Source organism: Streptomyces tubbatahanensis (assembly GCF_022699385.1).
Lineage (GTDB): Bacteria > Actinomycetota > Actinomycetes > Streptomycetales > Streptomycetaceae > Streptomyces > Streptomyces diacarni.
In genome coordinates, this window is sequence record NZ_CP093846.1 from 950,347 (window position 1) to 975,000 (window position 24,654).

20 protein-coding genes, 2 rRNA genes, 1 pseudogene and 1 riboswitch (1 of these 24 only partly in view) are annotated in these 24,654 nt (G+C 70.6%); of the genes and pseudogenes, 5 read left to right on the top strand and 18 right to left on the bottom strand.

Going from position 1 to position 24,654, the window contains the following annotated elements:
- Positions 1-6: 6 nt before the first annotated feature.
- Entirely contained in the window at positions 7-546 is a 540-nt protein-coding gene (locus MMF93_RS04100; protein ID WP_242749624.1) for a Clp protease N-terminal domain-containing protein, read from the bottom strand.
- A 122-nt stretch (positions 547-668) separates the two neighbouring features.
- Positions 669-1,373, bottom strand: coding sequence for a PadR family transcriptional regulator (locus MMF93_RS04105; protein WP_423835348.1), 705 nt, complete (start codon positions 1,371-1,373; stop codon positions 669-671).
- Between the two features lie 144 nt (positions 1,374-1,517).
- Here MMF93_RS04105 and MMF93_RS04110 point away from each other — a divergent pair, with 144 nt between their 5' ends.
- Positions 1,518-2,366: a PhzF family phenazine biosynthesis protein gene (locus tag MMF93_RS04110; RefSeq protein WP_242749625.1), complete on the top strand. Its 849-nt coding sequence runs from the start codon at positions 1,518-1,520 to the stop codon at positions 2,364-2,366.
- A 22-nt stretch (positions 2,367-2,388) separates the two neighbouring features.
- On the opposite strand, the gene MMF93_RS04115 is transcribed toward MMF93_RS04110, so the two are convergent.
- Positions 2,389-3,204 carry a CPBP family intramembrane glutamic endopeptidase gene (locus tag MMF93_RS04115; protein WP_423835349.1) on the bottom strand — a complete coding sequence of 272 codons (816 nt, stop codon included), beginning with the start codon at positions 3,202-3,204 and terminating at the stop codon, positions 2,389-2,391.
- Between the two features lie 188 nt (positions 3,205-3,392).
- On the opposite strand from MMF93_RS04115, the gene MMF93_RS04120 reads away from it, so the two are divergent.
- On the top strand, positions 3,393-5,243 hold the full coding sequence (locus MMF93_RS04120) for a substrate-binding domain-containing protein (protein WP_242749628.1): 1,851 nt from the start codon (positions 3,393-3,395) through the stop codon (positions 5,241-5,243).
- Between the two features lie 22 nt (positions 5,244-5,265).
- On the opposite strand, the gene MMF93_RS04125 is transcribed toward MMF93_RS04120, so the two are convergent.
- On the bottom strand, positions 5,266-6,762 hold the full coding sequence (locus MMF93_RS04125) for a glutamate-cysteine ligase family protein (protein WP_242749630.1): 1,497 nt from the start codon (positions 6,760-6,762) through the stop codon (positions 5,266-5,268).
- A 507-nt stretch (positions 6,763-7,269) separates the two neighbouring features.
- On the opposite strand from MMF93_RS04125, the gene MMF93_RS04130 reads away from it, so the two are divergent.
- On the top strand, positions 7,270-7,974 hold the full coding sequence (locus MMF93_RS04130; RefSeq protein ID WP_242749632.1) for a hypothetical protein: 705 nt from the start codon (positions 7,270-7,272) through the stop codon (positions 7,972-7,974).
- A 362-nt stretch (positions 7,975-8,336) separates the two neighbouring features.
- Positions 8,337-8,540 (top strand): DUF5999 family protein, encoded by a 204-nt coding sequence (locus tag MMF93_RS04135; RefSeq protein ID WP_114017361.1) that lies wholly within the window; start codon positions 8,337-8,339, stop codon positions 8,538-8,540.
- A gap of 106 nt (positions 8,541-8,646) precedes the next feature.
- On the opposite strand, the gene gcvP is transcribed toward MMF93_RS04135, so the two are convergent.
- Positions 8,647-11,559: an aminomethyl-transferring glycine dehydrogenase gene (gene gcvP, locus MMF93_RS04140; protein ID WP_242749634.1), complete on the bottom strand. Its 2,913-nt coding sequence runs from the start codon at positions 11,557-11,559 to the stop codon at positions 8,647-8,649.
- Between the two features lie 188 nt (positions 11,560-11,747).
- A riboswitch (glycine riboswitch) is annotated at positions 11,748-11,844 on the bottom strand.
- A 136-nt stretch (positions 11,845-11,980) separates the two neighbouring features.
- Here gcvP and MMF93_RS04145 point away from each other — a divergent pair.
- Positions 11,981-12,358 (top strand): PRC-barrel domain-containing protein, encoded by a 378-nt coding sequence (locus tag MMF93_RS04145; RefSeq protein ID WP_242749636.1) that lies wholly within the window; start codon positions 11,981-11,983, stop codon positions 12,356-12,358.
- Here the strand turns inward: MMF93_RS04145 and MMF93_RS04150 are convergent.
- The 13 genes and pseudogenes from MMF93_RS04150 to MMF93_RS04205 all read right to left on the bottom strand — a co-directional run.
- A complete protein-coding gene (locus tag MMF93_RS04150) occupies positions 12,274-13,794 on the bottom strand; it encodes a DNA polymerase IV (RefSeq protein ID WP_242749638.1) in 1,521 nt (506 codons plus the stop codon). The genes MMF93_RS04145 and MMF93_RS04150 overlap by 85 nt on opposite strands.
- Positions 13,795-13,860: 66 nt before the next feature.
- Positions 13,861-14,505, bottom strand: a complete 645-nt coding sequence (locus MMF93_RS04155; protein WP_242749640.1) for a MerR family transcriptional regulator — start codon at positions 14,503-14,505, stop codon at positions 13,861-13,863.
- Positions 14,506-14,743: 238 nt separating this feature from the next.
- Positions 14,744-15,217: a bifunctional nuclease family protein gene (locus tag MMF93_RS04160; RefSeq protein WP_027739117.1), complete on the bottom strand. Its 474-nt coding sequence runs from the start codon at positions 15,215-15,217 to the stop codon at positions 14,744-14,746.
- Between the two features lie 74 nt (positions 15,218-15,291).
- Positions 15,292-16,074, bottom strand: coding sequence for a transcriptional regulator FtsR (gene ftsR, locus MMF93_RS04165; protein ID WP_242749642.1), 783 nt, complete (start codon positions 16,072-16,074; stop codon positions 15,292-15,294).
- A gap of 18 nt (positions 16,075-16,092) precedes the next feature.
- Positions 16,093-16,542, bottom strand: coding sequence for an FHA domain-containing protein (locus MMF93_RS33475; RefSeq protein ID WP_341483327.1), 450 nt, complete (start codon positions 16,540-16,542; stop codon positions 16,093-16,095).
- Between the two features lie 15 nt (positions 16,543-16,557).
- Positions 16,558-16,905 (bottom strand): annotated as a pseudogene (locus MMF93_RS33480) (zinc ribbon domain-containing protein); the annotation flags it as partial.
- 147 nt (positions 16,906-17,052) lie between these two features.
- Entirely contained in the window at positions 17,053-17,877 is an 825-nt protein-coding gene (locus tag MMF93_RS04175) for a DUF881 domain-containing protein (protein WP_242749644.1), read from the bottom strand.
- Between the two features lie 5 nt (positions 17,878-17,882).
- Positions 17,883-18,215: a small basic family protein gene (locus MMF93_RS04180; protein WP_016467540.1), complete on the bottom strand. Its 333-nt coding sequence runs from the start codon at positions 18,213-18,215 to the stop codon at positions 17,883-17,885.
- Positions 18,212-19,111 (bottom strand): DUF881 domain-containing protein, encoded by a 900-nt coding sequence (locus MMF93_RS04185; protein WP_242749646.1) that lies wholly within the window; start codon positions 19,109-19,111, stop codon positions 18,212-18,214. Before MMF93_RS04185 ends, MMF93_RS04180 begins: the two co-directional genes overlap by 4 nt.
- Positions 19,112-19,302: 191 nt before the next feature.
- A complete protein-coding gene (locus MMF93_RS04190; protein ID WP_242749648.1) occupies positions 19,303-21,798 on the bottom strand; it encodes a mannose-1-phosphate guanyltransferase in 2,496 nt (831 codons plus the stop codon).
- A 109-nt stretch (positions 21,799-21,907) separates the two neighbouring features.
- Positions 21,908-22,516 carry a cardiolipin synthase ClsA gene (clsA, locus tag MMF93_RS04195; protein ID WP_242749650.1) on the bottom strand — a complete coding sequence of 203 codons (609 nt, stop codon included), beginning with the start codon at positions 22,514-22,516 and terminating at the stop codon, positions 21,908-21,910.
- A gap of 363 nt (positions 22,517-22,879) precedes the next feature.
- A 5S ribosomal RNA gene (gene rrf, locus MMF93_RS04200) occupies positions 22,880-22,996 on the bottom strand.
- 92 nt (positions 22,997-23,088) lie between these two features.
- Positions 23,089-24,654 (bottom strand): 23S ribosomal RNA (locus MMF93_RS04205); it runs 1,561 nt beyond the window's last position.

Genomic DNA, 24,654 nt, shown 5'->3' on the forward strand with positions numbered 1-24,654 from the left:
CCCCTGTCACTCCTGACGAGAGGCAACTCCCAGTCGCCTCGCCAGTCGCGCGGCGTCCACCCCGGCGCGGCGCAGCACCTCCACCCCGCGGCACTCCTGATCGGCCACCACGCCGGCGAACAGGTCGATACCCTCGGCCTCCTCCCGCCCCCGGCGCCGGGCACGCTCACCGGCGAGTTCCAGGGCCGCCCGCGCGCTGGGAGACCACCCCGGGACGCCGCCGGGCTGCTCGGAGACGGCGGGAACGGCGCCCGAGTCCTCCAGGGTGCTCTGCCAGCGCAGCCCGTAGCCGATGCTGCGCTGGACGAGGTAGCCGAGGAGCTTGCCGACCTGGGGGCTGCCGCCGTCCAGCAGATCCCAGGTGGAGCTGTCCGACTCCAGCAGGCTGTGCAGCAGGTGCGCCGTGTCGATCTGCCGGTCCCCGTCCCGCGCGGCCCGGCGGCGCGCGGTCGCCATCATGGCCGCCAACGCGTCGCTGACCTGCGGGTCGACGGCGTCGTCTGCCTCCGCTACGGTCTGACGGCTGGACGGTGTAGGGCTGTGCACACAACCACCACATCACATGCACCTGTGCGGCTTCATCGGCGCCCCGTGGCATATGCCTGTCCCCCAGAGGGTGGGCAGGACGTCGGACGTCTCCTCCTCGGGGAGGAGACGTCCGACGTTGCTCAGTCCTCCTCCGCCAGGATCAGATAGAGGCTCTTCCTGGCGTCGTTGACGACGCGCAGCGCCTTCTCCCGCTGCTCGGGCGTGCCGGTCGCCCACACCTGCTGGAAGGCGGCCGTCAGCCCGCCCGCCGCCGTGCGGACCTCGTGCAGCGCCTCCCAGTCGGCGCCGCGGCCCGCGTCCTCCCAGGGCGCCTCCGCGCCGGCCTCGGCCTCGGAGACACCCGCCTCGGTGAGCGAGAAGTGCTTCTTGCCCCCCTCGCTCTCGCTGCTGATCAGACCCTCGTCCTCCAGCAGCTGGAGGGTCGGGTAGACGGAGCCCGGGCTCGGCTTCCAGGCGCCGCCGCTGCGCTCGGCGATCTCCTGGATCATCTCGTACCCGTGCATGGGGCGCTCCTTGAGCAGCGCGAGGATCGAGGCGCGCACGTCGCCGCGCCGGGCGCGGCCGCGGGGACCACCGCGGCCGCGCGGACCGCGTCCACCGAAGGGACCGCCCCCGCCGAACGGCGGCCCGAAGGGGCCGAAGGCCGCGCGCCCCTGGCCCCGCCGGTCTCCGCCGCCGTGCGGGCCGCAGGGGCGTCCCGCCTCGGGGCCCTCGACGCCGAACCCCGGCCCAGGCCCGTACCGCCGGGGACCGTGCTCCATGCCGTGGCGCTTACCGCGCTCCTTGCCGTGTTCTGTGCCGTGTTCCCTTCCGAAGGGATACATCGCTGACTCCTCCCAGATACGTTGTGAACTAGTCGCGATGTCTCAACGATATATCGGGAAGCAGGAAGCGACAAGTCCCTCCGAGCCACCTGCCGCCGATTGGCCGTGTGCCGGGCCCACCCGGTCCCCGTACCGTCGCGGGCCATGAGAATCCGCACCGTCGACGCCTTCACCGCACACGCCTACGCGGGCAACCCCGCCGCGGTCGTCCTGCTGGACGCCGAGGCGCCCCGCGCCTTCCCGGCCGACGCGAGCCTCCAGGCGCTCGCCGCCGAGATGAACCTGGCCGAGACCGCCTTCGCCCACCCGCTGGCCGACGACCCGGAAGCCGACTGGGCGCTGCGCTGGTTCACGCCGACGACGGAGGTGGACATGTGCGGGCACGCCACACTGGCGACCGCGCACCTGCTCGCGGAGGACGGCGTGCTGCCCGAGGGCGGGCGCGTCCGGTTCCGCACGCGCAGCGGGGTACTCAGCGCCTCCCGGGAAGCGGACTCCCTCACCCTGGACTTCCCCACCGCCACGCTGACGGAGGTGTGCGTACCGGACGGCGCCGCGGAGGCCTTCGGCGCGCCCGTGGTGGCCGCGTGGGACACCGGCGCCCTGGGGATGCTCGTCCTGGAGATCGCCGACGAGGCAACGCTGCGCGGGCTGGCGCCCGACCTCGCGGCCGTGTCCGCGCTGCCCAGCCCCGCGGTGCTCCTGACGGCCGCCGCGGCGCCGCCCGCGCGCGAGGACGCACACGAGCGCCCGTACGACTTCGTCTCGCGGATGTTCGCCCCCGCGCAGGGCGTCCCCGAGGACCCCGTCACCGGCAGCGCTCACACCGCGCTCGCGCCGCTGTGGTCACAGCGTCTCGGGCGCGCGGAACTGACCGGCCTCCAGGTCTCCCGGCGTACCGGCTATGTGCGCACCACGCTGCGGGGCGCGCGCACGCTGCTCGGCGGCAGCGCCGTCACCGTGCTGGACGCCACCCTCCACGCCCCGCTGTGACCCGGCGCGCCCGCCGGGCCGCTCACGGGGTCGGCAGCCAGTCGACCCTCCCCGCGAGGAGCGCGTAGCCGACGAAGGCGACGATGTCGATCAGCGCGTGGGCGGCGACGAGCGGCCCCACCCGCCGCCACCTGAGGTAGAGGAGGCCGAAGACCACGCCCATCGCCAGGTTTCCGAGGAACCCTCCGATGCCCTGGTAGAGGTGGTACGAGCCGCGCAGCACCGCGCCGGCCGCGAGCGCCGCCACGGGCGACCAGCCCAACTGGCCCAGCCTGCGCAGCAGATAGCCGACGACGATGACCTCCTCCAGCACGGAGTTCTGCACGGCCGAGGCGATCAGCACCGGGTACTTCCACCACACGTCGGGCAGCGACTCGGGCTCCACGGTGAGGTTGAAGCCGTTCGCCTGCGCCAGCAGGTAGAAGCCGATGCCGCAGCCGCCGATCCCGGCGGCCACCGCGGCGCCCCAGCCCAGGTCGAACCCCGGCCTGCGCCGGTCGAGGCCCAGCGCCCGCAGCCCGCCCGCCCCCTCCCGGGTGAGCAGGTGCGCCACCAGGGCCACCGGCACCAGCGCGGTGGCGATGCCGAACAGCTGCCACGCCAGGTCGAGCCAGGGCCGTCCGGGCGCCTGCGAGGAGTTGAGCCGCGCCGCCTGGTCGCCCAGCCCGCCCGGCTGCGTCAGCGCACCGACGAAGCTGATCAGCGAGGAGATGCCGCTGGCCCCCAGCGAGAGCGCCAGGACGAGCAGCGCCTCCGTACGGAGTGTGCGCCGCCGGGCTCCCTCTTCGGGGAAGACCGCCGCGGTGGGCGGCGGGTTGTCGGGCGCCTGTCCGCGCACACGAACCTCCTGTTGCATATGCCGTCTTGGCCTCGGTCGGGCGATCACGCCTCACCCGCCCCGTCACCACGCTAGGGTCACGGCAGCAGGTACAGGATCGTGCGCGGCGACCGGGGGGACGAGCGCCGACGGGGTGTGCCGCGCTCCCCCACCGGCGCCGGATGGCTTCCGGGAGGGGCGATCACGCCATGCCACGACACAGCTTGCCCGACGACTCCGGTGCGCACGGGCCGCGGGGGCCCCACGCCGGGAAGCGGTCCGGGCGCGGGGGCACCCATACACGGCACGGCACGCGCGGGCGCGCACGCCGGCGCACCGTGTTCCTCGCCGTGGGGCTGGTCGTCGCGCTGGGGGCGGGGACCATCGTCGCCACGCGCACCGGAGTGCTCCCCTTCGGCGGTGCGTGCGACGGGTCGACGGTCGAGCTGCGCGTGGCCGCCGCGCCCGCCATCGCCCCCGCCCTCCGGGCCGTCGCCGACCGGGCGCGCGAGGAGAACGCCAGATCGGACGGGCAGTGCCTGGACGTTCACGTCGGCGAGCGTACCGGCGCCGAGATGGCGGCCGCGCTGAGAAGAGGCGGCGGGAAAGCGGCGGAGGACTTCGACGTCTGGCTGCCGGACTCGCGGATATGGACGGACCGCGCGTCCTCCTCCTCGGGCAGGGACACCGGTCTGCGCCCGCTGGGAAGCGTCGCCAGCTCACCGCTGACCCTGGCAGCCGTCCCCGCGGCGGCCGAGGAGATGGGCTGGCCCGGCACGACCTACTCGTGGGCGCAGCTCGCCACCGCCGCGAACGGCGAGGGCGACCTGCGCGTCGGCACCGCCGACCCGGTCCGCAGCGCGACGGGCCTGCTGGCCCTCACCCGGATCCAGAGCGCGACGGCAGGAAAGGACGCGGACGCCTCCCGGACGGCGGCCGCCGCGGCCGCCAGACAGCTCGCCGAGCGCACCGCGCCCGGCGACTCGCAGGTCCTGGCGACCCTGCCGCACGACACCTCCGGCGCCGAGTTGGGCAATCCGCGGCGCAACCAGGCCCTTCTCCTGTCCGAGCAGGCCGCGTACGCGCACAACAGGAAGCGGGGCGGCGCGCCGGGGCTGCGGCTGTTCTACCCCGGCTCCACGAAGGACGGCTCCACCGCCCTGGACTTTCCGTACACGCTGCTGGAGACCGGCGAGCGCGACACCGCGACCAGTCGGGCCGCCACCCGTTTCCAGACCCTCCTGGGCAGCGCCGCGGGCCGCCGGGAGCTGCGGCGGCACGGCTTCAGGCCACCGGACGGCGAGGCCGCCGGGGGTGTGGCGCGCACCGCTGGGGCCCGCGCCCCGCAGCCCTACACGGCCACGCCGGGCGAGCCGCCCGCCACCGAGGACGTCCGCACGGCGCTGGGCATGTGGACGATCACCGTGCAGAGCGCCCGCTTCACCCTGGTGGTCGACGCCTCGGCCTCGATGGCCGCGCCCGTGCCCGGCCGCCCCGGACGCTCCCGGATGGATGTCACCAAGGCCTCGCTGACACAGGGGCTGACCCAGTTCACGCCGCAGGACGAGGTGGGGCTGTGGGAGTTCTCCACCCGGCTGGCCCGGGGCAGGGACTACCGCGAGCTGGTGCCGCCGCGCCGGCTCGGCCACCAGGACGGCGACGGGGTGACCCAGCGGTCCCGGCTGACCAAGGCGTTCGCGGGCATGGAGCCCATCCCCGGCGGCGCGACCGGGCTCTACGACACCACCCTGGCCGCCTACGAACAGGCACGCAAGCAGTACGCGAAGGGCAGGTTCAACGCGCTCGTCGTCCTGACGGACGGCGCCAACGAGGACCCTGGCAGCATCTCGCGCGCCGAACTGGTGGCCGAGCTGGAACAGTTGAGCGAGCGCAAGGCGCCGCTCCCGCTCATCGCCATCGCTGTGGGCCCCGACGCCGACGAGAAGGCCGCCGAGGAGCTCGCGAAGGCGACCGGCGGCTCCGCCCACCGGGTGAGCGACCCGGCCCAGATCCACCAGGTGATCCTCAAGGCGATCGTGGAGGCGGGCAGCCGCGGCTGACCCGCCCCACAGGCCCTCGATGTCAGAGTCCGTCGTCCCACGTGTGGACGGCCGCGCCGTCGGCGGCCCGGTCGCAGTAGGCGCGGGTGACCGCGGCCAGCGCCTTGTCGCCCTCGAGCCCGGACTCCAGCGCGCCGCGGTAGGCGGACGCCTGCCAGGAAGCGCCGTTGACCCCGCGCCTGCACCGCTCCTCGATCACCGTCAGGCAGCGGTCGCGGTCCGCGGGCTCCACGCCCCAGGCGTCGAGCCCGGCGGCGGCGAGCGGCAGCAACTCCTCGCGCACCAGCCGGGTGGCGGGCCGCCGCACCAGTCCCGAGCCCCGCCCCGAGCGCGGCCACCACAGCTCCGCTTCGATGCCGTGGCGGCAGGCGGCGTCGAAGTTGCGCTCCGCGTACGCGAAGGGCATCCGGTTCCACACCGGCCGTGGGTCGTCGGCCAGCGCCCGCACCAGCCCGTAGTAGAACGCGGTGTTGGCCAGCACATCGGTCACCGTCGGGCCCGCGGGCAGCACCCGGTTCTCCACCCGCAGGTGCGGCGCCCCGTCCATCACGCCGTAGACCGGGCGGTTCCAGCGGTAGACGGTGCCGTTGTGCAAGGTCAGCTCCCCCAGCGAGGGCACCCCGCCGGCGGCGAGCACCCGCTGCGGGTCCTCCTCGTCGCGCAGCGGCAGCAGGGCGGGGAAGTAGCGGGCGTTCTCCTCGAACAGGTCGTACGCCGAGGAGATCCAGCGCTCGCCGAACCAGGTGCGGGGGCGCACGCCCTGTGCCCGCAGCTCCGGCGACCGGGTGTCGGTCGCCTGGAGGAAGAGGGGGATCCGCGACTCGCGCCACAGTTCGTGGCCGAACAGGAAGGGCGAGTTGGCCCCCATGGCGATCTGCGCCCCGGCGATGGCCTGGGCCGCGTTCCACACGTCGGCGAACCGTCCTGGCGTCACCTGCAGATGCAACTGCACCGAGGTGCAGGCGGACTCGGGAGCTATCGACGCGGACGTGGTCGTCAGGTGCTCGACCCCGTCGATGTCGAGGGTGATCTCCTCGCCTCTGGCCGCCATGATCTGGTCGTTGAGCAGCCGGTAGCGGTCCACGTCGGTGAGGTTGGCCACCGTCAGGTCCCGGGGCGTCAGCGTCGGCAGGGTGCCGATCATCACGATGCGCGCCTCGGCCTCGCGGGCCTGGCGGTCCGCGTAGGCGAGGCCCGTGCGCAGTTCCTCGGCGAGCTGGTCGAGAACGCGGCCCGAGAGCGCGTGCGGCACGATATTCACTTCGAGGTTGAACTGTCCCAGTTCGGTCTGGAAATCGGAGCTCGCGATCCGCTGGAGGACCTCGGCATTCACCATGAGCGGCTGGCCCTGGGCGTCCGCGAGATTCAGCTCGATCTCCAATCCCATCAGGTTCCTGGGTCGGTCGAACCTCTTCTCTTCCAGAAGCTGCCACAGCCCCTCCAGGCACTTGTGCAGCTTCTGCCGGTACCGCCGCCGGTCGGACAGGTCGAACCTGTCGGCGACGACCTTCTCTCCCATCGGGGGCTTCCTCCCTGCTCGTGGCTGGCGCCGGGATATCTTTGGGGCGTACGTGGCCGAGCGTGCACCGATAATGCCCTGCCTGGCCGTGGATAACGCCTGCCAGGGCTGACCGGGCGGGTAACTACCGCTAGGCTGGCGCACCTCGGACGGCACATTCCTTCGGCATACGGCAGCGTCCCAGCCCAGCGGCATCTCCTTGTGAGAAACACCGACCACAACAGGCCGACCGCGTTTCCTCCCGCGCCCGAGGTCATACCCGTTCACCCGTCGTCAGCGCAGGTGAAAAGCACGGCGATTCGGCCGGTTGTCCCCTTTCGGTAAACATCGGCGTACGTTAGCGGAAACCTCTCTCGAACACATCTCGTATAAACTGCACGAACGAGGCAGAGACTTGGCGACCCGACCCGCCGTCGACCCCTCCCGCCGCGCTCGCGGCCCCTTCGCGCCGACACCGCCGTCGCGCCCCCGCCAGCACCGTGTGTCTCCCGAGAGAGGCGACCCGCCATGCCGCTGCACGTATCCGAGGCCCCCGCCCCAGCCCTGCGCAGTGTCCTGACCGCCCTCGGCTCGCCGACGGCCCACAGAGGTACCCGCGCCTCCGCGTCCCTGCGCGCGGCCCAGGGCCGGCTGCGTCCCGAACTCCCGCTGCCCGCCTACGAGATGGCCCACGTGGCGCCGCGAACCGAGGAGCGGACGCACGCGCGCGAACACGCCGGCCAGGCGGCACCAGGTCCCCTCACCCGCCTGACCGGCTGGCGTTTCCTGCTGCGCGACGAGACGAGCGAGGCCGCAGGGCCGCACGGCGCGGCCTACGCCGGCACCGCCGAAGCGGTCCTGACCGCGGACGGCTGGGCCTTCGGCCAGTTCCGGCAGGGCCCCTACGTGCTGTCCACGGTGCGGGCGATGCACCAGGCCGAGGCGCTGCCGACGCCCTGCCAGCCGCGGCTGCTGTCGGTCCCGGAGCTGTACATGCTCACCCTGTGGCTCCACCGGGACACCTCCGCCGACCCCGCCGAGGGCGAACCCGAACCGGCCGACCTGCTGATCCCACTGGCTCCCGCGCCACCCGGTATCGCCGCCCACACGGCGCACCGCGTCGACGCGCTGCTGCCCGTACTGACCCGCCGGCTGGTCACGGCCACTGGCGCGAGCGCCCCTGCGGCTGCTTCCGAGGCCCAGACTGCCCCGCTGCTGCGCACTTCCGCCTGACAGCCGTCCCCGCCGGCGTGCCGCGGCACATGCCGTGTACGCCGGTCCGCTCGGCGTTGAGGGATCAGCTGTCCACCGGTGTGCACGTCGTGGCGACATGGCCCGCCGCTCCCGGCCCGGACCTACGCGTACCTTTCGGCGGTCTCAACCTGCCGCGAACACCGAACCGTTGACCGCAACCGCCCGCACGGGTGACGCGTCTGAGCGGTTGGGTACATGCTGACGCGAAATCCCTGCGAATTCGGGCCGGCGGCGGAACACTGGGAGATGGACCGGAACGGACCACGGTTTACGGGGGGACGGCCATGCAGAGCAAGCGCCGCAGGACAGACGCCATCACACGACGGAAGACGACAGCGACAATGTGCCAGCACCAGCCACTGTGCCCGACAGCCGACTCCGCCGACAGGGAGGCCGCGCACCCCGTGGCCTACCACCCCGAGCAGGGCTGGAGCCTGCTCTGCAACGGGGTCCTCCTCTTCGAGGACACCGGCGAGCTGCTGCCGGACGGCCAGATCATCGCACCGCACCGGCCGCTCCGCACCCGGCATGTGACGGCCGCCTGAGGCCCGCACCAGGCCACGGGTAGGTGTCGGGCCCTGTGCGGCGCGCGCCGCACAGGGCCCGACACGTGTGCCTGCTCGCCGCCTCGTGGGCGGCGGCGGTGCCTGCTTACCCGGCCTCGTACTCCGCGACCGGCGGGCAGGAACACACCAGGTTGCGGTCGCCGAAGGCGCCGTCGATCCGGCGCACCGGCGGCCAGTACTTGTCGGCGGCCTTCACGCCGGCGGGGAAGACGGCCTCCTCGCGCCCGTACGCCTGCTGCCACTCGCCCGCGAGCATCGCGGCGGTGTGCGGGGCGTTGCGCAGCGGGTTGTCCTGCGCGTCCCACTCCCCCGTGCCGACCTTGTCGATCTCGGCACGGATGGCGATCATCGCCTCGCAGAAGCGGTCCAGCTCCGCCAGGTCCTCGCTCTCGGTGGGCTCGATCATCAGCGTCCCCGCGACGGGGAACGACATCGTCGGCGCGTGGAAGCCGTAGTCGATCAGCCGCTTGGCGACGTCGTCGATGCTCACACCGGTCTGCTTGGTCAGCGGCCGCACGTCGATGATGCACTCGTGCGCCACCAGCCCGTTCGGCCCCGTGTAGAGGACCGGGTAGTGCGGCTCCAGGCGCTTGGCGATGTAGTTGGCGCTGAGCACCGCCACCTGCGTCGCCCTGCGCAGCCCCTCGGCTCCCATCAGACGCACGTACGCCCACGAGATGGGCAGGATGCCGGCCGAGCCCCACGGGGCGCCGGAGACCGGCCCGATGCCCGTCTCGGGGCCCGCGGCGGGCTGCAGCGGGTGGTTGGGCAGGTAGGGGGCCAGGTGCTCCCGCACGCCGATCGGGCCGACGCCGGGACCGCCGCCCCCGTGCGGGATGCAGAAGGTCTTGTGCAGGTTCAGGTGTGAGACGTCGGCGCCGAAGCGGCCCGGCCTCGCCACGCCGAGCAGCGCGTTGAGGTTGGCGCCGTCCACGTACACCTGGCCGCCCGCCTCGTGCACGGCCGCGCACACGTCGCTGATGTGTTCCTCGAACACGCCGTGCGTCGAGGGGTAGGTGACCATCAGGACGGCCAGCTCGTCGCCGTGCCGCTCGATCTTCGCGTGCAGGTCGGCCACGTCCACGTCGCCGTTGTCGCTCGTCTTGACGACGACGACCTTCATGCCCGCCATCACCGCGCTGGCCGCGTTGGTGCCGTGCGCCGAGGAGGGGATGAGGCAGACGGTGCGCTGCTCGTGGCCGTTCGCCCGGTGGTAGGCGCGGACGGCCAGCAGCCCGGCCAGCTCGCCCTGGGAGCCCGCGTTGGGCTGGAGGGAGACCCTGTCGTAGCCGGTGACCTCGGCGAGCCGCTCCTCCAGTTCGCGGATCAGCGTCAGGTAGCCCTCGGCCTGCTCGGCGGGGGCGAAGGGGTGCAGTCCGCCGAACTCGGGCCAGGTGACCGGCTCCATCTCGGTCGTGGCGTTCAGCTTCATCGTGCACGAGCCGAGCGGGATCATGCCGCGGTCGAGCGCGTAGTCGCGGTCGGCCAGCCGGCGCAGGTAGCGCAGCATGCCCGTCTCGGAGCGGTGCTCGTGGAAGACCGGGTGGGTCAGGTACTCGTCGGTGCGCAGCAGGGCCTCGGGCAGCGCGTCCCCGGTCGCGGCGTCCAGCGCCGCGACGTCGCTCGTGGCGTCGTCACCGAGGACCCCGAACGCCCGCCACACGGCGGTCAGGTGCGCGCGTGTGGTGAGCTCGTCGCAGGCGATGCCGACGTGGTCGGCGTCGGTCAGGCGCAGGTCGACCCCGGCCAGGCTCGCCCGTTCGACGACCTCGGCCGCCCGTCCCGGCACCCGCGCGGTGACCGTGTCGAAGAAGGCGCCGTGGACGACCTGGACACCGCCGTCCCGCAGCCCGGCCGCGAGCAGCGCGGCGTAGCGGTGCGTGCGGCGCGCGATCGCGGCGAGCCCCTCGGGCCCGTGGTAGGTCGCGTACATCCCGGCCATCACGGCCAGCAGCACCTGCGCGGTGCAGATGTTGCTGGTGGCCTTCTCACGGCGGATGTGCTGCTCGCGGGTCTGCAGGGCGAGACGGTAGGCCTGCTCGCCGTCGGCGTCCCTCGACACGCCGACGAGGCGCCCCGGCAGGCTGCGTGCGAACGCGTCGCGCACCGCCATGTAGCCCGCGTGCGGGCCGCCGAAGCCCATCGGCACCCCGAAGCGCTGACTGGAGCCGACGGCGATGTCGGCGCCCAACGCGCCGGGCGACGTCAGCAGGGTGAGCGCCAGCAGATCGGCGGCGACGGTGACGACGGCGTCCAGCTCGTGGGCCCGCTCGATGACGGCCCGCTGGTCGCGTACGGCGCCGGAGACACCCGGGTACTGGAGCAGGACGCCGAACACGCCGCGGTCGGCGACCTCGTCGGGGATGCCCTCGCCCAGATCGGCGACGACGACCTCGACCCCGGTGGGCTCCGCGCGGGTACGCAGCACGGCGACGGTCTGCGGCAGGCACTCGGCGTCGACCAGGAAGACGGTGGAGCCGCGCTTGCCCGCCTTGCCGACGCGGCGCGAGAGCGCCATCGCCTCGGCGGCGGCCGTCGGCTCGTCCAGCAGCGACGCGCCCGAGGTGGGCAGGCCGGTCAGGTCGGCCACGACGGTCTGGAAGTTGAGCAGCGCCTCGAGCCGCCCCTGGGAGATCTCCGGCTGGTACGGCGTGTAGGCGGTGTACCAGGCCGGGTTCTCCATCACGTTGCGCAGGATCACCGGCGGCGTGAAGGTGCCGTGGTACCCGAGGCCGATCATGGAGTGCTGTACCTGGTTGCGCTCCGCGAGCGAGCGCAGTTCGGCCAGCACCTCGGCCTCGCTGCGGGCCTCGGGGAGCGCCAGCCGCTCGGTGCTCTTGATCACGTCGGGTACCGCCGCCGCGGTGAGCTCGTCGAGCGATCCGTACCCGACCTGGGCGAGCATCTTCGCCTGCGCGGCCGCGTCGGGCCCGATGTGCCGGCTCTCGAACGGTGTGCCGCTCTCCAACTCGGTCAGCGGGATGCGGTGGGAAGTCATCTGCGGGGGCCTCCTGGTCTGTGCGACCTCGGGGGGCACCTTCCACGGGTGCCCGTTCGGCCTCCCCCTCTGTCATCCGGACCTGAGAGTTTCACCGATCCGCCCCACTGACCGGACGCTCGGCTTACACCGTCGGTGAGGAGGGGCATCGGCGCTGGTCCGGGGCCCGCCCTGCTTTCCAGAGTGACCTCGTCCGTGCGGTACGTGAGCCTGAGAGATTCCGGGGAGGAGTTGCTCCTTCGGCGCCTCCGGAAACTTCCCGGAGGACTCTCCCGCACGGGGTCGACAGCCGTTTACGAGCGTATCAGCGAGCCCCTCGGTGGTAACCCGGTGTGTGCTCAAGTGGCCAGTGGCCGAAAAGTACCGTTTCGTAGTGAGTACGAGCAGGAACAGCATGTCGCAACCCGTGGGAGGGAGATCCGTGCAGACCGACATAGACCCGCGGAGCCTGATCGGCCGCAAGGCGTTCGACAGCCGGGGAGACAAGATCGGCACCGTCGACGAGGTGTACCTGGACGACGCCACCGGCGAACCGGAGTGGGCGGCCCTGCGCACCGGGATCTTCAGCCGTGACGCCTTCGTACCGCTGGAGCCCTCCCGGCTGGACGAGACCGGCCTGCGCGTGCCCTTCGCCCGCGATCTGATCAGGGGCGCACCCGACTTCGGCGTGGGCCGCCACCTCTCACCGCAACAGGAGCTCCAGCTCTACCGCCACTACGGTCTCGACACCCCACTGCCCCACGAGGCACCCGCGCCGCCTGACCGCGACTTCGGACGGATCGCCGGCGCCGGCGACTGACCGGCCCCCGGGCCGCCCTCGGGCGCCGGTGCGGCCTGCCGTGCCAGCGCCTCGGCCACGCGCGCGTCCAGCATGACCGGCTCGGCGGGCTCCAGCTCCGGATCGTCCACGGCGAACGTGCGTACCCGGCCTGGCGGCGTGTCGGGCTCCTCGAAGCGGACGGTCACCTTCCCGACGCCGCTGCCCTGCACCCAGCCCCTGCCGTGCGCCGCGTGCCGCACGTCCCGCCCCGGAATCCACTGCCGGTCGGCGGGCACCGCGGCGTCCGGCTCCTCCACGACCGCGCTGTCCCGCTCGGTGTCCGCCTCCGCGGCCTGCCGCGCCGCCTCGGCCTCGGCCTCGCTCCGCGCGGCCTGGGCCTGCGCGAACAGGTCCTCCTGCGTGAAGTCCGCCAGGCCACTGACGCCCACGCCCAGCAGGCGCACCCCTGCCGTGGTGTCCACGCCGTCCAGCAGCCGCAGCGCCGCCTCCCTGACGACACCGGGATCGTCGGTGGGCCCCCGCAGGGTCTCCGACCTGGTCAGGGTCGAGAAGTCGTAGCTGCGCACCTTGATGACCACCGTCCGCCCCGACCGTCCTGCGGCGCGCAGCCGCGTCACACAGCGCCGGGCGAGCCGCTCCACCTCCAGTCGCACCCGTGTGCGGTCGGTCAGATCGACGTCGTAGGTGTCCTCGACGGAGACCGACTTCGCGTCCCGCTCCGCCACCACGGGCCTGTCGTCGATGCCGTGGGCCATGGCGTGGACGGCCGCGCCGTGGGCCTTGCCCAGCAGCCGCAGCAACTCGTCCGCGCCCGCCTCCGCCGCCTCGCCGATCGTGGTGATGCCCGCACGGCGCAGCACCTCACCCGTCGCGGGCCCCACCCCGGGCAGCGTTCTCACCGGCATGGGCGCCAAGCGGTCCCGCTCGGTGCCCGGTTCTATCAGCACCAGGCCGTCCGGCTTCGCCTCCTCGGAGGCGATCTTCGCGAGCATCTTGGAGCCGGCCAGCCCCACGGAGCCACTGAGCCCCGTCGCCGCCCGGATGTCCCGCCGCAGCCGCTCACCGACCTGACGCGCCCCCTCGGCGCCGCCCTGCGTGCCCGCAGGCGCCTCGTGGGCCTCCAGGTCCACGAACGCCTCGTCGAGGCTCAGGGGCTCCACCAGCGGCGAGAGCGCGTGCAGCAGCTCCATCACCACCTCGCTCACCGCCCGGTAGAGCCCGAAGCGGGTGCCCAGGTAGGCCGCGTTCGGCGCCAGGCGTCTGGCCTGCGCGGTGGGCATCGCCGAGTGCACCCCGAAGCGCCTGGCCTCGTACGAGGCGGTGGAGACCACCCCGCGCGGGCCGAGCCCGCCGACCACCACCGGCTTCCCGCGCAGGCTCGGCTTGGACGCCTGCTCCACCGCGGCGAAGAAGGCATCCATGTCCAGATGCAGGATGGTCGGCTCGGTCCTCACACGTCCGATGCTGCCGCATGGCACCGACAACCGGCCCGGTCACCCGGGCGCGGCGCGCTGCGCCCGTCAGCCCGCGCGGTTGCGGCGGCGGGCCAGCTCGTCCTCGGGGTGGTCGCCCACCAGGGTCTCCCCGGTGTCGACGCGCTCCCCGTGCAGCTGCGAGAGGGCGCCCTCGACGTCCTTCCACACGACGCCCACGGCGATCCCGAAGACTCCCTGGCCGCCCTGGAGCAGATCGACCACCTCGTCGGGCGAGGAGCACTCGTAGACCGTCGCCCCGTCGCTCATCAGCGTCATCCGCGCCAGGTCGGTCCGGCCGCGTGAGCGCAGGTGCCGGACGGCGGCACGGATGTTCTGGAGGGAGACACCGGTGTCCAGCAGCCGCTTGACGATCTTGAGAACGACGATGTCGCGGAAGCCGTAGAGCCGCTGGGTGCCCGACCCGTAGGCGGGCCGGATGCTGGGCTCCACCAGCCCGGTGCGGGCCCAGTAGTCGAGCTGGCGGTAGGTGATGCCGGCCGCGGAACACGCGGTCGGTCCGCGGTAGCCGACCTGTTCAGCCGGGGAATCCGCCGCTTCGCCGGGAGCCCCGTCCGTCCGGGAACCGGCGGCGGACCGCCCCGGGGGCACCTGCCGCCCGTAGGCCGCCCGTGGACCGTCGAGTAGGGACGAATCGCCAGCCGCCGTACCTTCGCCGCCGGTGCTTGCCACGCCGACCTCCGTCCTTCACATCCCGGGTTACCCCCGGAACCTGCCCACATGAAGGTAGGCAGTCACTCCGAGTGCGTCAACGATCGCCACACTCGGCACGGCGAGTGATAATGCCCCCAGGAGTGGTTTCGCGTGCCCTCGCCTGGGGAACAGCTGGCTGGTTGACCACCGCCCCCGGCCGCTGACGCGCACTCCCCCGCGCCGCGTCGGCGGACGCGGCGCACGGCGAGCAGGGGCGTCACTGGCTGCTGGTGCCGAAGTCCTCCGGAGAGATCTGATCGAGGAACTCGCGGAACTTCTCCACCTCGTCCTCCTGCTCGTCCGGGATCGCGATACCCGCGTCGTCCAGCACATCGTCACTGCCGTAGATCGGCGTGCCGGTGCGCAGGGCGAGCGCTATGGCGTCGGACGGACGGGCACTGACTTCCACGCCGCTGGCGAAAACCAGCTCCGCGTAGAACACGCCTTCCCGCAGATCCACGATGCGGACCGCGGTCAGCTCCTGACCCACTGCTTCCAGGACGTCCTTGAACAGGTCATGGGTGAGTGGGCGTGCGGGGGTCATGCCCTGCTGGGCGAAGGCAATCGCGGTCGCCTCCCCCGGGCCGATCCAGATAGGGAGGTAGCGGTCGCCTCCCACTTCTCGCAGGAGCACGATCGGTTGGTTGGTGGGCATTTCCACCCGGACACCCACGACGTCGAGCTCATTCACACAGCAACCCTAGGCCGTGCCGCGCCTGTTTGGGTAGTCGGGCAGCCGTCCGGCCACGGCACCGGTGTGCCGATTCAGTCACCCGAGGTGCCCGGCGCGGCCTGCACGAAGGCCGTGTAGAGCCGCGCGGACAGCCCGGCCAGCTCCTGGACCGTCCCCTGCGCCAGCTCCCTGGTACGGGCATCCGGGTGCCTTCTGAGGGATGCCACGGTCTGCTCGGCGAGATCGAGCTGGCGCTCGGCGCACAGCTTCAGCGCCCGCAGATGACGTGCCTCCAGGCCGTGCCGGCCCAGCTCCGCCACCAGGCGCGCCACCGCCAGCTCCCCGTGCCCGTATCCGCCCTCCGCGTCGGCGCGGAGCAGCCCGTACTCCTCCCACGCCGCGAGCTCCTCCGGCGCCGCCGAGACGGCGGCCAGCAGCTCCTCCCGGCCCAGGCGCACGGCAGCGGGCTGACCCGCGGCCTGCTGAGCCGCCTGGCGGCCCTCCGGCTCGGCTGGCTCGTGCGCCTCCCCCGGCTCGTCCGACGGGGGCAGCGCCGCGGACGGACAGCTGCCGTGCGCGGCGCCTTCCAGCTGCTCCCTGATCACCTTGAGCGGCAGGTAGTGGTCACGCTGCATGCGCAGCACGTGACTGAGCCGCTCGACGTCCTCGGCGCGGAACTTGCGGTAACCCGCCGGTGTCCGCGCCGGCTCGACGAGGCCCTCCGCCTCGAGAAAACGGATCTTGGAGACGGTGACCTCGGGAAACTCCTCACGGAGCGCCTGCAGGACGGCGCCGATGCTCATCGGACCGCTCCCCTGCCCTGCGTCCCTGGCGGCGGTGCCCACCCGGGCACCGCCGGACGGCGTGTGCAGCACGAGCCTCCCTGCGGAATCTCAGACGGTGCGCGGGCTCCCGTAGAAGACCAGACGGTACTTGCCGATCTGCACCTCGTCGCCGCTGGCCAGCGGCACTCCCGCCTCGATCCGCTCACGGTTGACGTAGGTGCCGTTCAGGCTGCCGACGTCGGAGACGGTGAAGGCGCCGTCGGCACCGCGCCGGAACTCCACGTGACGACGCGAGACCGTCACATCGTCGAGGAAGATGTCGCTCTCCGGGTGGCGGCCCGCGGTCGTCAGCTCCCCGTCGAGCAGGAAGCGGCTGCCGGAGTTGGGGCCACGCCGCACGATCAGCAGCGCCGAGCCCAGCGGCAGCGCCTCCACGGCGGCCTGGGCCTCGGGCGGCAGCACAGGAGAGACGTGCTGGCCCGTGGACTCCGAGTCGTAGGCCTCCAGCCCGGAGATGGAGATCGTCGACGTCGTCTCCGACGACCCCTCCGCGGGCACGCCGCCCCGCAGAGGGGCTCCGCAGTTGGAGCAGAACCGGCTCGCTTCGGCGACCTGGGCTCCACACCTGTTACACACCGGCAAGGCAGAACCTCCACCTGGATTTGAGGTTTGCGGTGCCTGGGAACCTATGCGCCCCTGCGTACCGGGGTCAACAGAAAACGCGCTGTGACCACCCGAATTGTCGCCCTTGGGCCCGGCCACCTCATCGCGGAACAGCGGGCGCTCCCCGCCACTCCCGGGGGCGGTGCCCGTCACCTCGGTGTCGCGGGGCGCACGGTGCCGCGCGGTACCCGTGTCACCGCTCCGGCGGCCCTTGCCGAACAACTTCGCAAAAAAACTCACGGGCGATTCCCCTCGCACGAAACAGACCCGCCCGTGGGGCAGGACAGACCCTCGATGCTCTCATTGGTCACTCTCGACGCCCGTCTAACGTCCGTGACCTGTAGACAGTTTCCCTCACGCGGTGCCCGGCCGGCCCGCCGACCCCCCGCAACCCCCCCCACCATCTCACTGCGATGACGACCGAGCGTAGTCAGGCCGCTTCGCCTGTCGCAAGGCGTCCACCGTGACCTTCCCCGAGCGGGTTACATGCACCGTGGCCTGCTTGTTCTTCAGTGTCTGCACGACTCCGCCGGGGATGTTCAGCGCCGGTTCGAGATCCGCCGGCTTGCCGATGACCTCGAACCGGTACGGAGGGTCGATCTTATGCCCGTCCACGTTCACTCCGCCGCCACTGTCGGTGAAATAGGTACTCGCCACCACGCGCACCCCGTTGATCTGCATCGCCTCGGCCCCCGCGGCCCGCAGTTCCTGGACGGCGTCGAGCAGCGTGTCCGAATCGGTGGTGCCGGCCCGGTCGTTGATCGTCATACTGATGCCGGGCCCCTCGGCCGCCACCGTACCGGCGAGCACACCCAGCTGCGCCGCCTTCTGCTTGGTCTGCTTCCTGGCCTCTTCCGCCTGGTCGGAGCTGTTCTCCAGCTCGGTGCGCTGCCCGGTCAGCTTCCGCTTCTCGTCCTCCAGCCGCTTGGTGCGGTCGTCGAGCTCGTCCAGGATGCGCACCAGGTCCTCCTGGCGGGCTCCGCGCAGCGCACTGTTCTCGCTGGTGGAGCGCACCTGGATGGCCAGCCCCAGGCCGAGGACGAACAACAGAAGAGCCACGATGAGTTGGGCACGCGTCACGCGTGGGGGCCAGACGGCCTTGGCCAGCCGCTGCCGCCCGGTCAGCCGCGCGGCCCCCTGGTCATCGGACACCTTCTCGCCCGCGGACTCCTCCGCACGCTCCGGCCGCTCGGGCGGCAGTTCCTGCCGCGGCCCGCGCTCGTCGCTCATCGGCCTCACGCCCTGAAGACGTGCCGGCGGATGGCGGCCGCGTTGGAGAAGATCCGGATGCCCAGGACGACGACCACCCCGGTGGAGAGCTGGGCACCGACCCCGAGCTTGTCTCCCAGGAAGACGATCAGCGCCGCCACCACCACGTTCGACAGGAAGGAGACGACGAAGACCTTGTCGTCGAAGATGCCGTCCAGCATGGCCCGCAGCCCCCCGAACACCGCGTCCAGCGCGGCGACGACAGCGATGGGCAGGTAGGGCTCGACGGCCATCGGCACCACGGGCCGGACGACGAGTCCGGCCACCACTCCGACGACGAGGCCCAGTACGGCGATCACGATGTGCTGCCCTTCCCTGTTCGCACAGGCTTCGCTGTTCTCAGATTCAGACTCGGCGCGGCCGGCAGCCGGACCTCGTCCTGGACGGAGATGCTGGTCTTCGCCCCGTAGTCCTTGTGCAGGATGTACAGATACTGCCCGTCGACGCTGTCCTGGAACGTCCTGCTGAACTTCTGTCCAGGGCCGACGGCAAGCAGCGTATAGGGCGGCACCAGCGGCTTGTTGTCGACCAGGACCGCGTCCCCCGCCGCGCGGATGGCCGAACGCGATGTCAGACGCTGACCGTTGACCGAGACGGCCTCCGCACCCGCCGCCCACAGCCCGTTGACGACCCGCTGGAGATCGCGGTCCCGGATCCGCCCCGTGTCGGAGAAGCCGTCGCTCTTCCTGGGGCCGTCGCCTTCGCCGGAACCGGCGTCCTCCGCGTCGTCCACCACCAGCTTGAGACCGGGGCCCTTGACGGGCGTCGCGCCTGCCAGCAGCGCCGCCGTGCGGCCCCGCTCGTCGCCGTGCTTCTCCAGCGCCTCGCGCTGCTCGGCCTCGACGGAGGAGCGCAGCTTCTCGACGTCCTCACCCAGCGTGTCGGCTTCCTTGCCACCCGACTCGATCCGCTGGATCAACTCCTGCTTCTCCTTGGCGATGCTCGGCGCGGAGATGCGCGCCTGCGCCGCACCGACGGTCACCACCAGCGCGGCCAGCACCAGCCCCACCGCGAGACCGAGCTTGGCCCGCAGGGTGCGCGGCATCCGCGAGCGACCCACCTCGCCCCGCCGCGCGGCGGCCTCCGCGTACCCCTCGTCGAGGCTGTGCTCCATCACGTTGGTCAGCAGCGACATGGAGGCATCGGGCCGCGGGAACCGCGACAAGGTGCTCCGGCTGGGCTGCTGCTGCGACATGCCGCACATCGTCGCACGTGACGACCCCTGCCACCGAACGCGCCCACCTCTGCGCCGAGCGGCGGGACTTGCCCCTGGCCCTGCCTTGGGGGAAGGGCACGCCCCGCCGCGTACGGCGCGGAGCGGCAGGGCTCCACGACGCTACGGCGGACGCCGCAGGCCGCGGACCCGGCCGCCGTACTGCCCGCGGCTCAGTGCCCCGCGCTGTCGACCACGGCAGCCCACTCGTCCAGCAACGCCTGCGCCGAGGCCTCGTCGGGTCCCTCGGCCCACAGATGGGTGACGGCCTCCGCGGGGTCGGGCAGCACCATCACCCAGCGGCCGTCGGACTCGACGACCCGCACCCCGTCGGTGGTGTCGACCGACCTGTCCCCGGCCGCCTCCACGACCGTACGCATCACGAGCCCCTTGACCGCCCACGGCGTCGGCAGGTCCCGCCGGCTCACGTGCGCCTGCGGAATCCGCGCGTCGATCTGGCTGAGGGTGAGCTGGGTACGGGCCACGAGGCCGATCAGCCGCACGAAAGCGGCCGCACCGTCGAAGACGGAACTGAACTCGGGAACGATGAACCCGCCGCGCCCGTCGCCTCCGAAGACCGTCGCGTCGTCCCGGCTGACCCGGGCCAGGTCGTCGGTCGAGGTCGTCGTCCACTCGACCTGGGTGCCGTGGTAGGCCGCGACCTGCTCCGCGATCCGCGTCGTGGTCACCGGCAGCGCCACCCGGCCGCTGCGCCGCTCGGCGGCCACCAGGTCCAGCATGACCAGCAGCGCGCGGTCGTCCTCGACGATCCTGCCGTGCTCGTCCACCAGGGAGATCCGCTCACCCACCGGGTCGAACCGCACCCCGAACGCCGCCCGCGCCGAGGCGACGATCTCCCCCAACCGCACCAGACCGGCCCGCCGGCTCTCCGCCGTCTCCGTCGGACGCGCCTCGTCGAGCCCCGGATTGATCGTCAGCGAGTCCACACCGAGGCGGCCGAGCAGGCTCGGCAGCACCAGCCCCGCGCTGCCGTTGGAGGCGTCCACGACCACCTTGAGCCCGGACTCCGCGATCCCCGTGGTGTCCACGGCACGCAGCAGAGATCCCGTGTAGGAGTCGTAGACGCTGGAGGGGAAGCTCAGATCACCGATCTCGCCCGGGAAGGCGCGGCGGTACTCCTGGCGCGCGTAGACGCGATCCAGCTTGCGCTGCTTGGCCTGGGAGAGGTCCGCGCCGCGCTCGTCGAAGAACATGATGTCGACCGAGTCCGGCACACCGGTCGTCGTACGGATCATGATGCCGCCCGCGCTGCCCCGCGCCGTCTGCTCGCGGGCCACAGGGAGCGGCACGTTCTCCAGGTCGCGTACGTCGATGGCGCTGGCCTGGAGCGCGGAGATGATGGCCCGCTTCAGTGCGCGGGCACCGCGGGAGTGGTCACGCGCGGTACAGACCGTGGAGCCCTTCTTCAGCGTCGTCGCATACGCACCCGCCAGCCGGACTGCCAGCTCGGGCGTGATCTCCACATTCAGGATGCCGGAGACGCCCCGCGGCCCGAACAGGTGCGCCTGCCCACGGGACTCCCAGATCACGGACGTGTTGACGAACGCGCCGGCCTCGATCGTCTTGAAGGGGTAGATACGCACGTTCCCCTGAACGATCGATTCCTCACCGATGAAGCACTCGTCACCGACGACAGCCCCGTCCTCGATGCGCGAGGCCCGCATGATGTCGGTGTTCTTGCCGATGACGCAGCCGCGCAGATTGCTCTGCGGACCCACGTAGACGTTGTCGTGCACCACCGCGCGGTGCAGGAAGGCACCGCTCTTGACCACGACGTTCGACCCGATGACGGACTGCTCTCGCACCTCGGCGCCCGACTCGACCTTCGCGTAGTCACCGATGTAGAGAGGGCCGCGCAGCTCGGCGTCCGGATGCACCTCCGCGCCCTCCGCCACCCAGACGCCAGGCGAGATCTCGAACCCGTCCCGCTCGACGTCCACCTTGCCCTCGAGCACGTCGGCCTGCGCCTGCACGTAGCTCTCGTGCGTGCCGACGTCCTCCCAGTAGCCTTCGGCGACATAGCCGTAGATCGGCTTGCCCTCCTCCATGAGCCGCGGGAAGACGTCACCCGACCAGTCGACCGACGCGTCGGCCTCGACGTAGTCGAACACCTCCGGCTCCATCACGTAGATGCCGGTGTTCACCGTGTCGGAGAAGACCTGCCCCCACGTCGGCTTCTCCAGGAACCTGTCGACCTTCCCGTCGTCGTCCACGATGGTGATACCGAACTCCAGCGGATTCGGCACCCGGGTCAGACACACGGTGACCATCGCGCCGCGCTCCCTGTGGAACCGGATGAGATCGCTCAGATCGAAGTCCGTGAGCGCGTCGCCCGAGATGACGAGAAACGCATCGTCCTTCAGCGCCTCTTCCGCGTTCTTGACGCTGCCCGCCGTACCCAGAGGCTTCTCCTCATGGGCATAGCTGAGTTCCATACCGAGCTCTTCACCGTCACCGAAGTAATTCTTGACCAGCGAAGCCAGGAATTGCACGGTCACCACGGTCTCGGTGAGCCCATGACGCTTGAGCAGCTTGAGCACATGCTCCATGATCGGCTTGTTCACCACTGGCAGGAGCGGCTTGGGCATGCTCGCGGTCATCGGGCGAAGGCGCGTGCCCTCGCCGCCAGCCATCACGACGGCCTTCATGTCGGAAGCGTCCTCCTCATACAGACGACGGTCATACCGACCCTCACCCCTCCAGGATGGCCCACAAAGCCGAATTCAGGGCAGTCGGCCTCCGAGCGGAGGCGGGTGTTCAGTCGGTTTCAGCATCCACGCTGATCAGACGGCGGACCTGGACCACGTAAAGGATCCCTGCCCACCAGTAGAGCGCAGTACCCCAACCGGCGAAGGCCCATCCAAAGATCGCAGCGAGTGATGCCAGCCATCCACTTCCGTCACTGAGCAGCAGCAACGGGAAGGCGTACATGAGGTTGAAGGTGGCGGCCTTGCCGAGAAAGTTGACCTGGGGCGGCGCATAGCCATGGCGGTCCAGGACCCACACCATGACGAGAAGCAGCAGTTCGCGGGCCAACAACGCGATCGTCAGCCAGAGCGGGAGAATCTCGCGCCAGGTCAGACCCACCAGCGTCGAGAGGATGTACAGCCGGTCGGCGGCCGGATCGAGAATACGGCCCAGGCTGCTGATCTGATTCCACCGACGGGCCAGTTTCCCGTCGAGGTAATCGCTGACCCCGCTCGCGACGATCACGAGGAGTGCCCACAGGTCGCAGTTCGGACCGCCGAACTCCGGCCACAGAATCAGCCACAGGAACACCGGCACGCCGACCAGACGAGCCATGCTGAGGATGTTCGGGATGGTGAGGACCCGGTCCGTCTGGACCCGCGTCTCCTGGACCTCCACCCGTGGACCTCCTGTGTGAACGTGCCGACGATGCTCCCTGACCCTACCGGGCGCCGCTCACCCAGCGTGCACGGGGTGGCATGAAGGGTGGGCGGACCGCACGACGCCGGCAGCGCTCTCGCCAGGCGGTAGTGCAATGCCTGGAGGGCCTGGCGGTGACCCATGGCGGTTACGCCTGGGGGAGCGCCTGACGGTAACGCCTGGCGAGCCGGAACCTCAGCGTGCGCGGACTGAACCATTGACGTGCGCGGGCTGAACCATCGGGCAGCGCTGACAGCACGTCGAACGCGGAGGAACTCCGCTGCCGAACGCAAAAAAGAAAGCCCCGTTGGCGTGTGCCAACGGGGCTTTCTCTCACAAAAGGTTCGGCGGCGTCCTACTCTCCCACACGCTCCCGCATGCAGTACCATCGGCGCTGAAAGGCTTAGCTTCCGGGTTCGGAATGTAACCGGGCGTTTCCCTCACGCTATGACCACCGAAACACTACGAAACACAACCGGCACAACCCCACCACAACACGTGGGGGTGCTCGGGTTGTTGTCTCAGAACCCACACAGTGGACGCGAGCCTCTATGGACAAGCCCTCGGCCTATTAGTACCGGTCACCTCCACCCATTACTGGGCTTCCAGATCCGGCCTATCAACCCCGTCATCTCCAGGGAGCCTTACCCTCTCAAAGGAGGCAGGAGTCCTCATCTCGAAGCAGGCTTCCCGCTTAGATGCTTTCAGCGGTTATCCTTCCCGAACGTAGCCAACCAGCCATGCCCTTGGCAGAACAACTGGCACACCAGAGGTCCGTCCGTCCCGGTCCTCTCGTACTAGGGACAGCCCTTCTCAAGACTCCAACGCGCGCAGCGGATAGGGACCGAACTGTCTCACGACGTTCTAAACCCAGCTCGCGTACCGCTTTAATGGGCGAACAGCCCAACCCTTGGGACCGACTCCAGCCCCAGGATGCGACGAGCCGACATCGAGGTGCCAAACCATCCCGTCGATATGGACTCTTGGGGAAGATCAGCCTGTTATCCCCGGGGTACCTTTTATCCGTTGAGCGACGGCGCTTCCACAAGCCACCGCCGGATCACTAGTCCCGACTTTCGTCCCTGCTCGACCCGTCAGTCTCACAGTCAAGCTCCCTTGTGCACTTACACTCACCACCTGATGACCAACCAGGCTGAGGGAACCTTTGGGCGCCTCCGTTACCATTTAGGAGGCAACCGCCCCAGTTAAACTACCCACCAGACACTGTCCCCGATCCGGATCACGGACCCAGGTTAGACATCCAGCACGACCAGAGTGGTATTTCAACAACGACTCCACGAACACTGGCGTGCCCGCATCACAGTCTCCCACCTATCCTACACAAGCCGAACCGAACACCAATATCAAGCTATAGTAAAGGTCCCGGGGTCTTTCCGTCCTGCTGCGCGAAACGAGCATCTTTACTCGTAGTGCAATTTCACCGGGTCTATGGTTGAGACAGTCAAGAAGTCGTTACGCCATTCGTGCAGGTCGGAACTTACCCGACAAGGAATTTCGCTACCTTAGGATGGTTATAGTTACCACCGCCGTTTACTGGCGCTTAAGTTCTCAGCTTCACCACACCGAAATGTGACTAACCGGTCCCCTTAACGTTCCAGCACCGGGCAGGCGTCAGTCCGTATACCTCGCCTTACGGCTTCGCACGGACCTGTGTTTTTAGTAAACAGTCGCTTCTCGCTGGTCTCTGCGGCCACCCCCAGCTCACACTGCAAAAGTGATCACCAGGTGTGGCCCCCCTTCTCCCGAAGTTACGGGGGCATTTTGCCGAGTTCCTTAACCATAGTTCACCCGAACGCCTCGGTATTCTCTACCAGACCACCTGAGTCGGTTTAGGGTACGGGCCGCCACACACCTCGCTAGAGGCTTTTCTCGACAGCACAGGATCATCCACTTCACCACAAACGGCTCGGCATCAGGTCTCACCCCTGTAACGAGGAACGGATTTACCTACTCCTCGGGCTACACCCTTACCCCGGGACAACCACCGCCCGGGATGGACTACCTCACTGCGTCACCCCATCACTCACCTACTACAGACTTGGACCGTCGGCTCCACCACTCCCGAAACCAGCAAAGCCGGCACGGACGGTTTCACG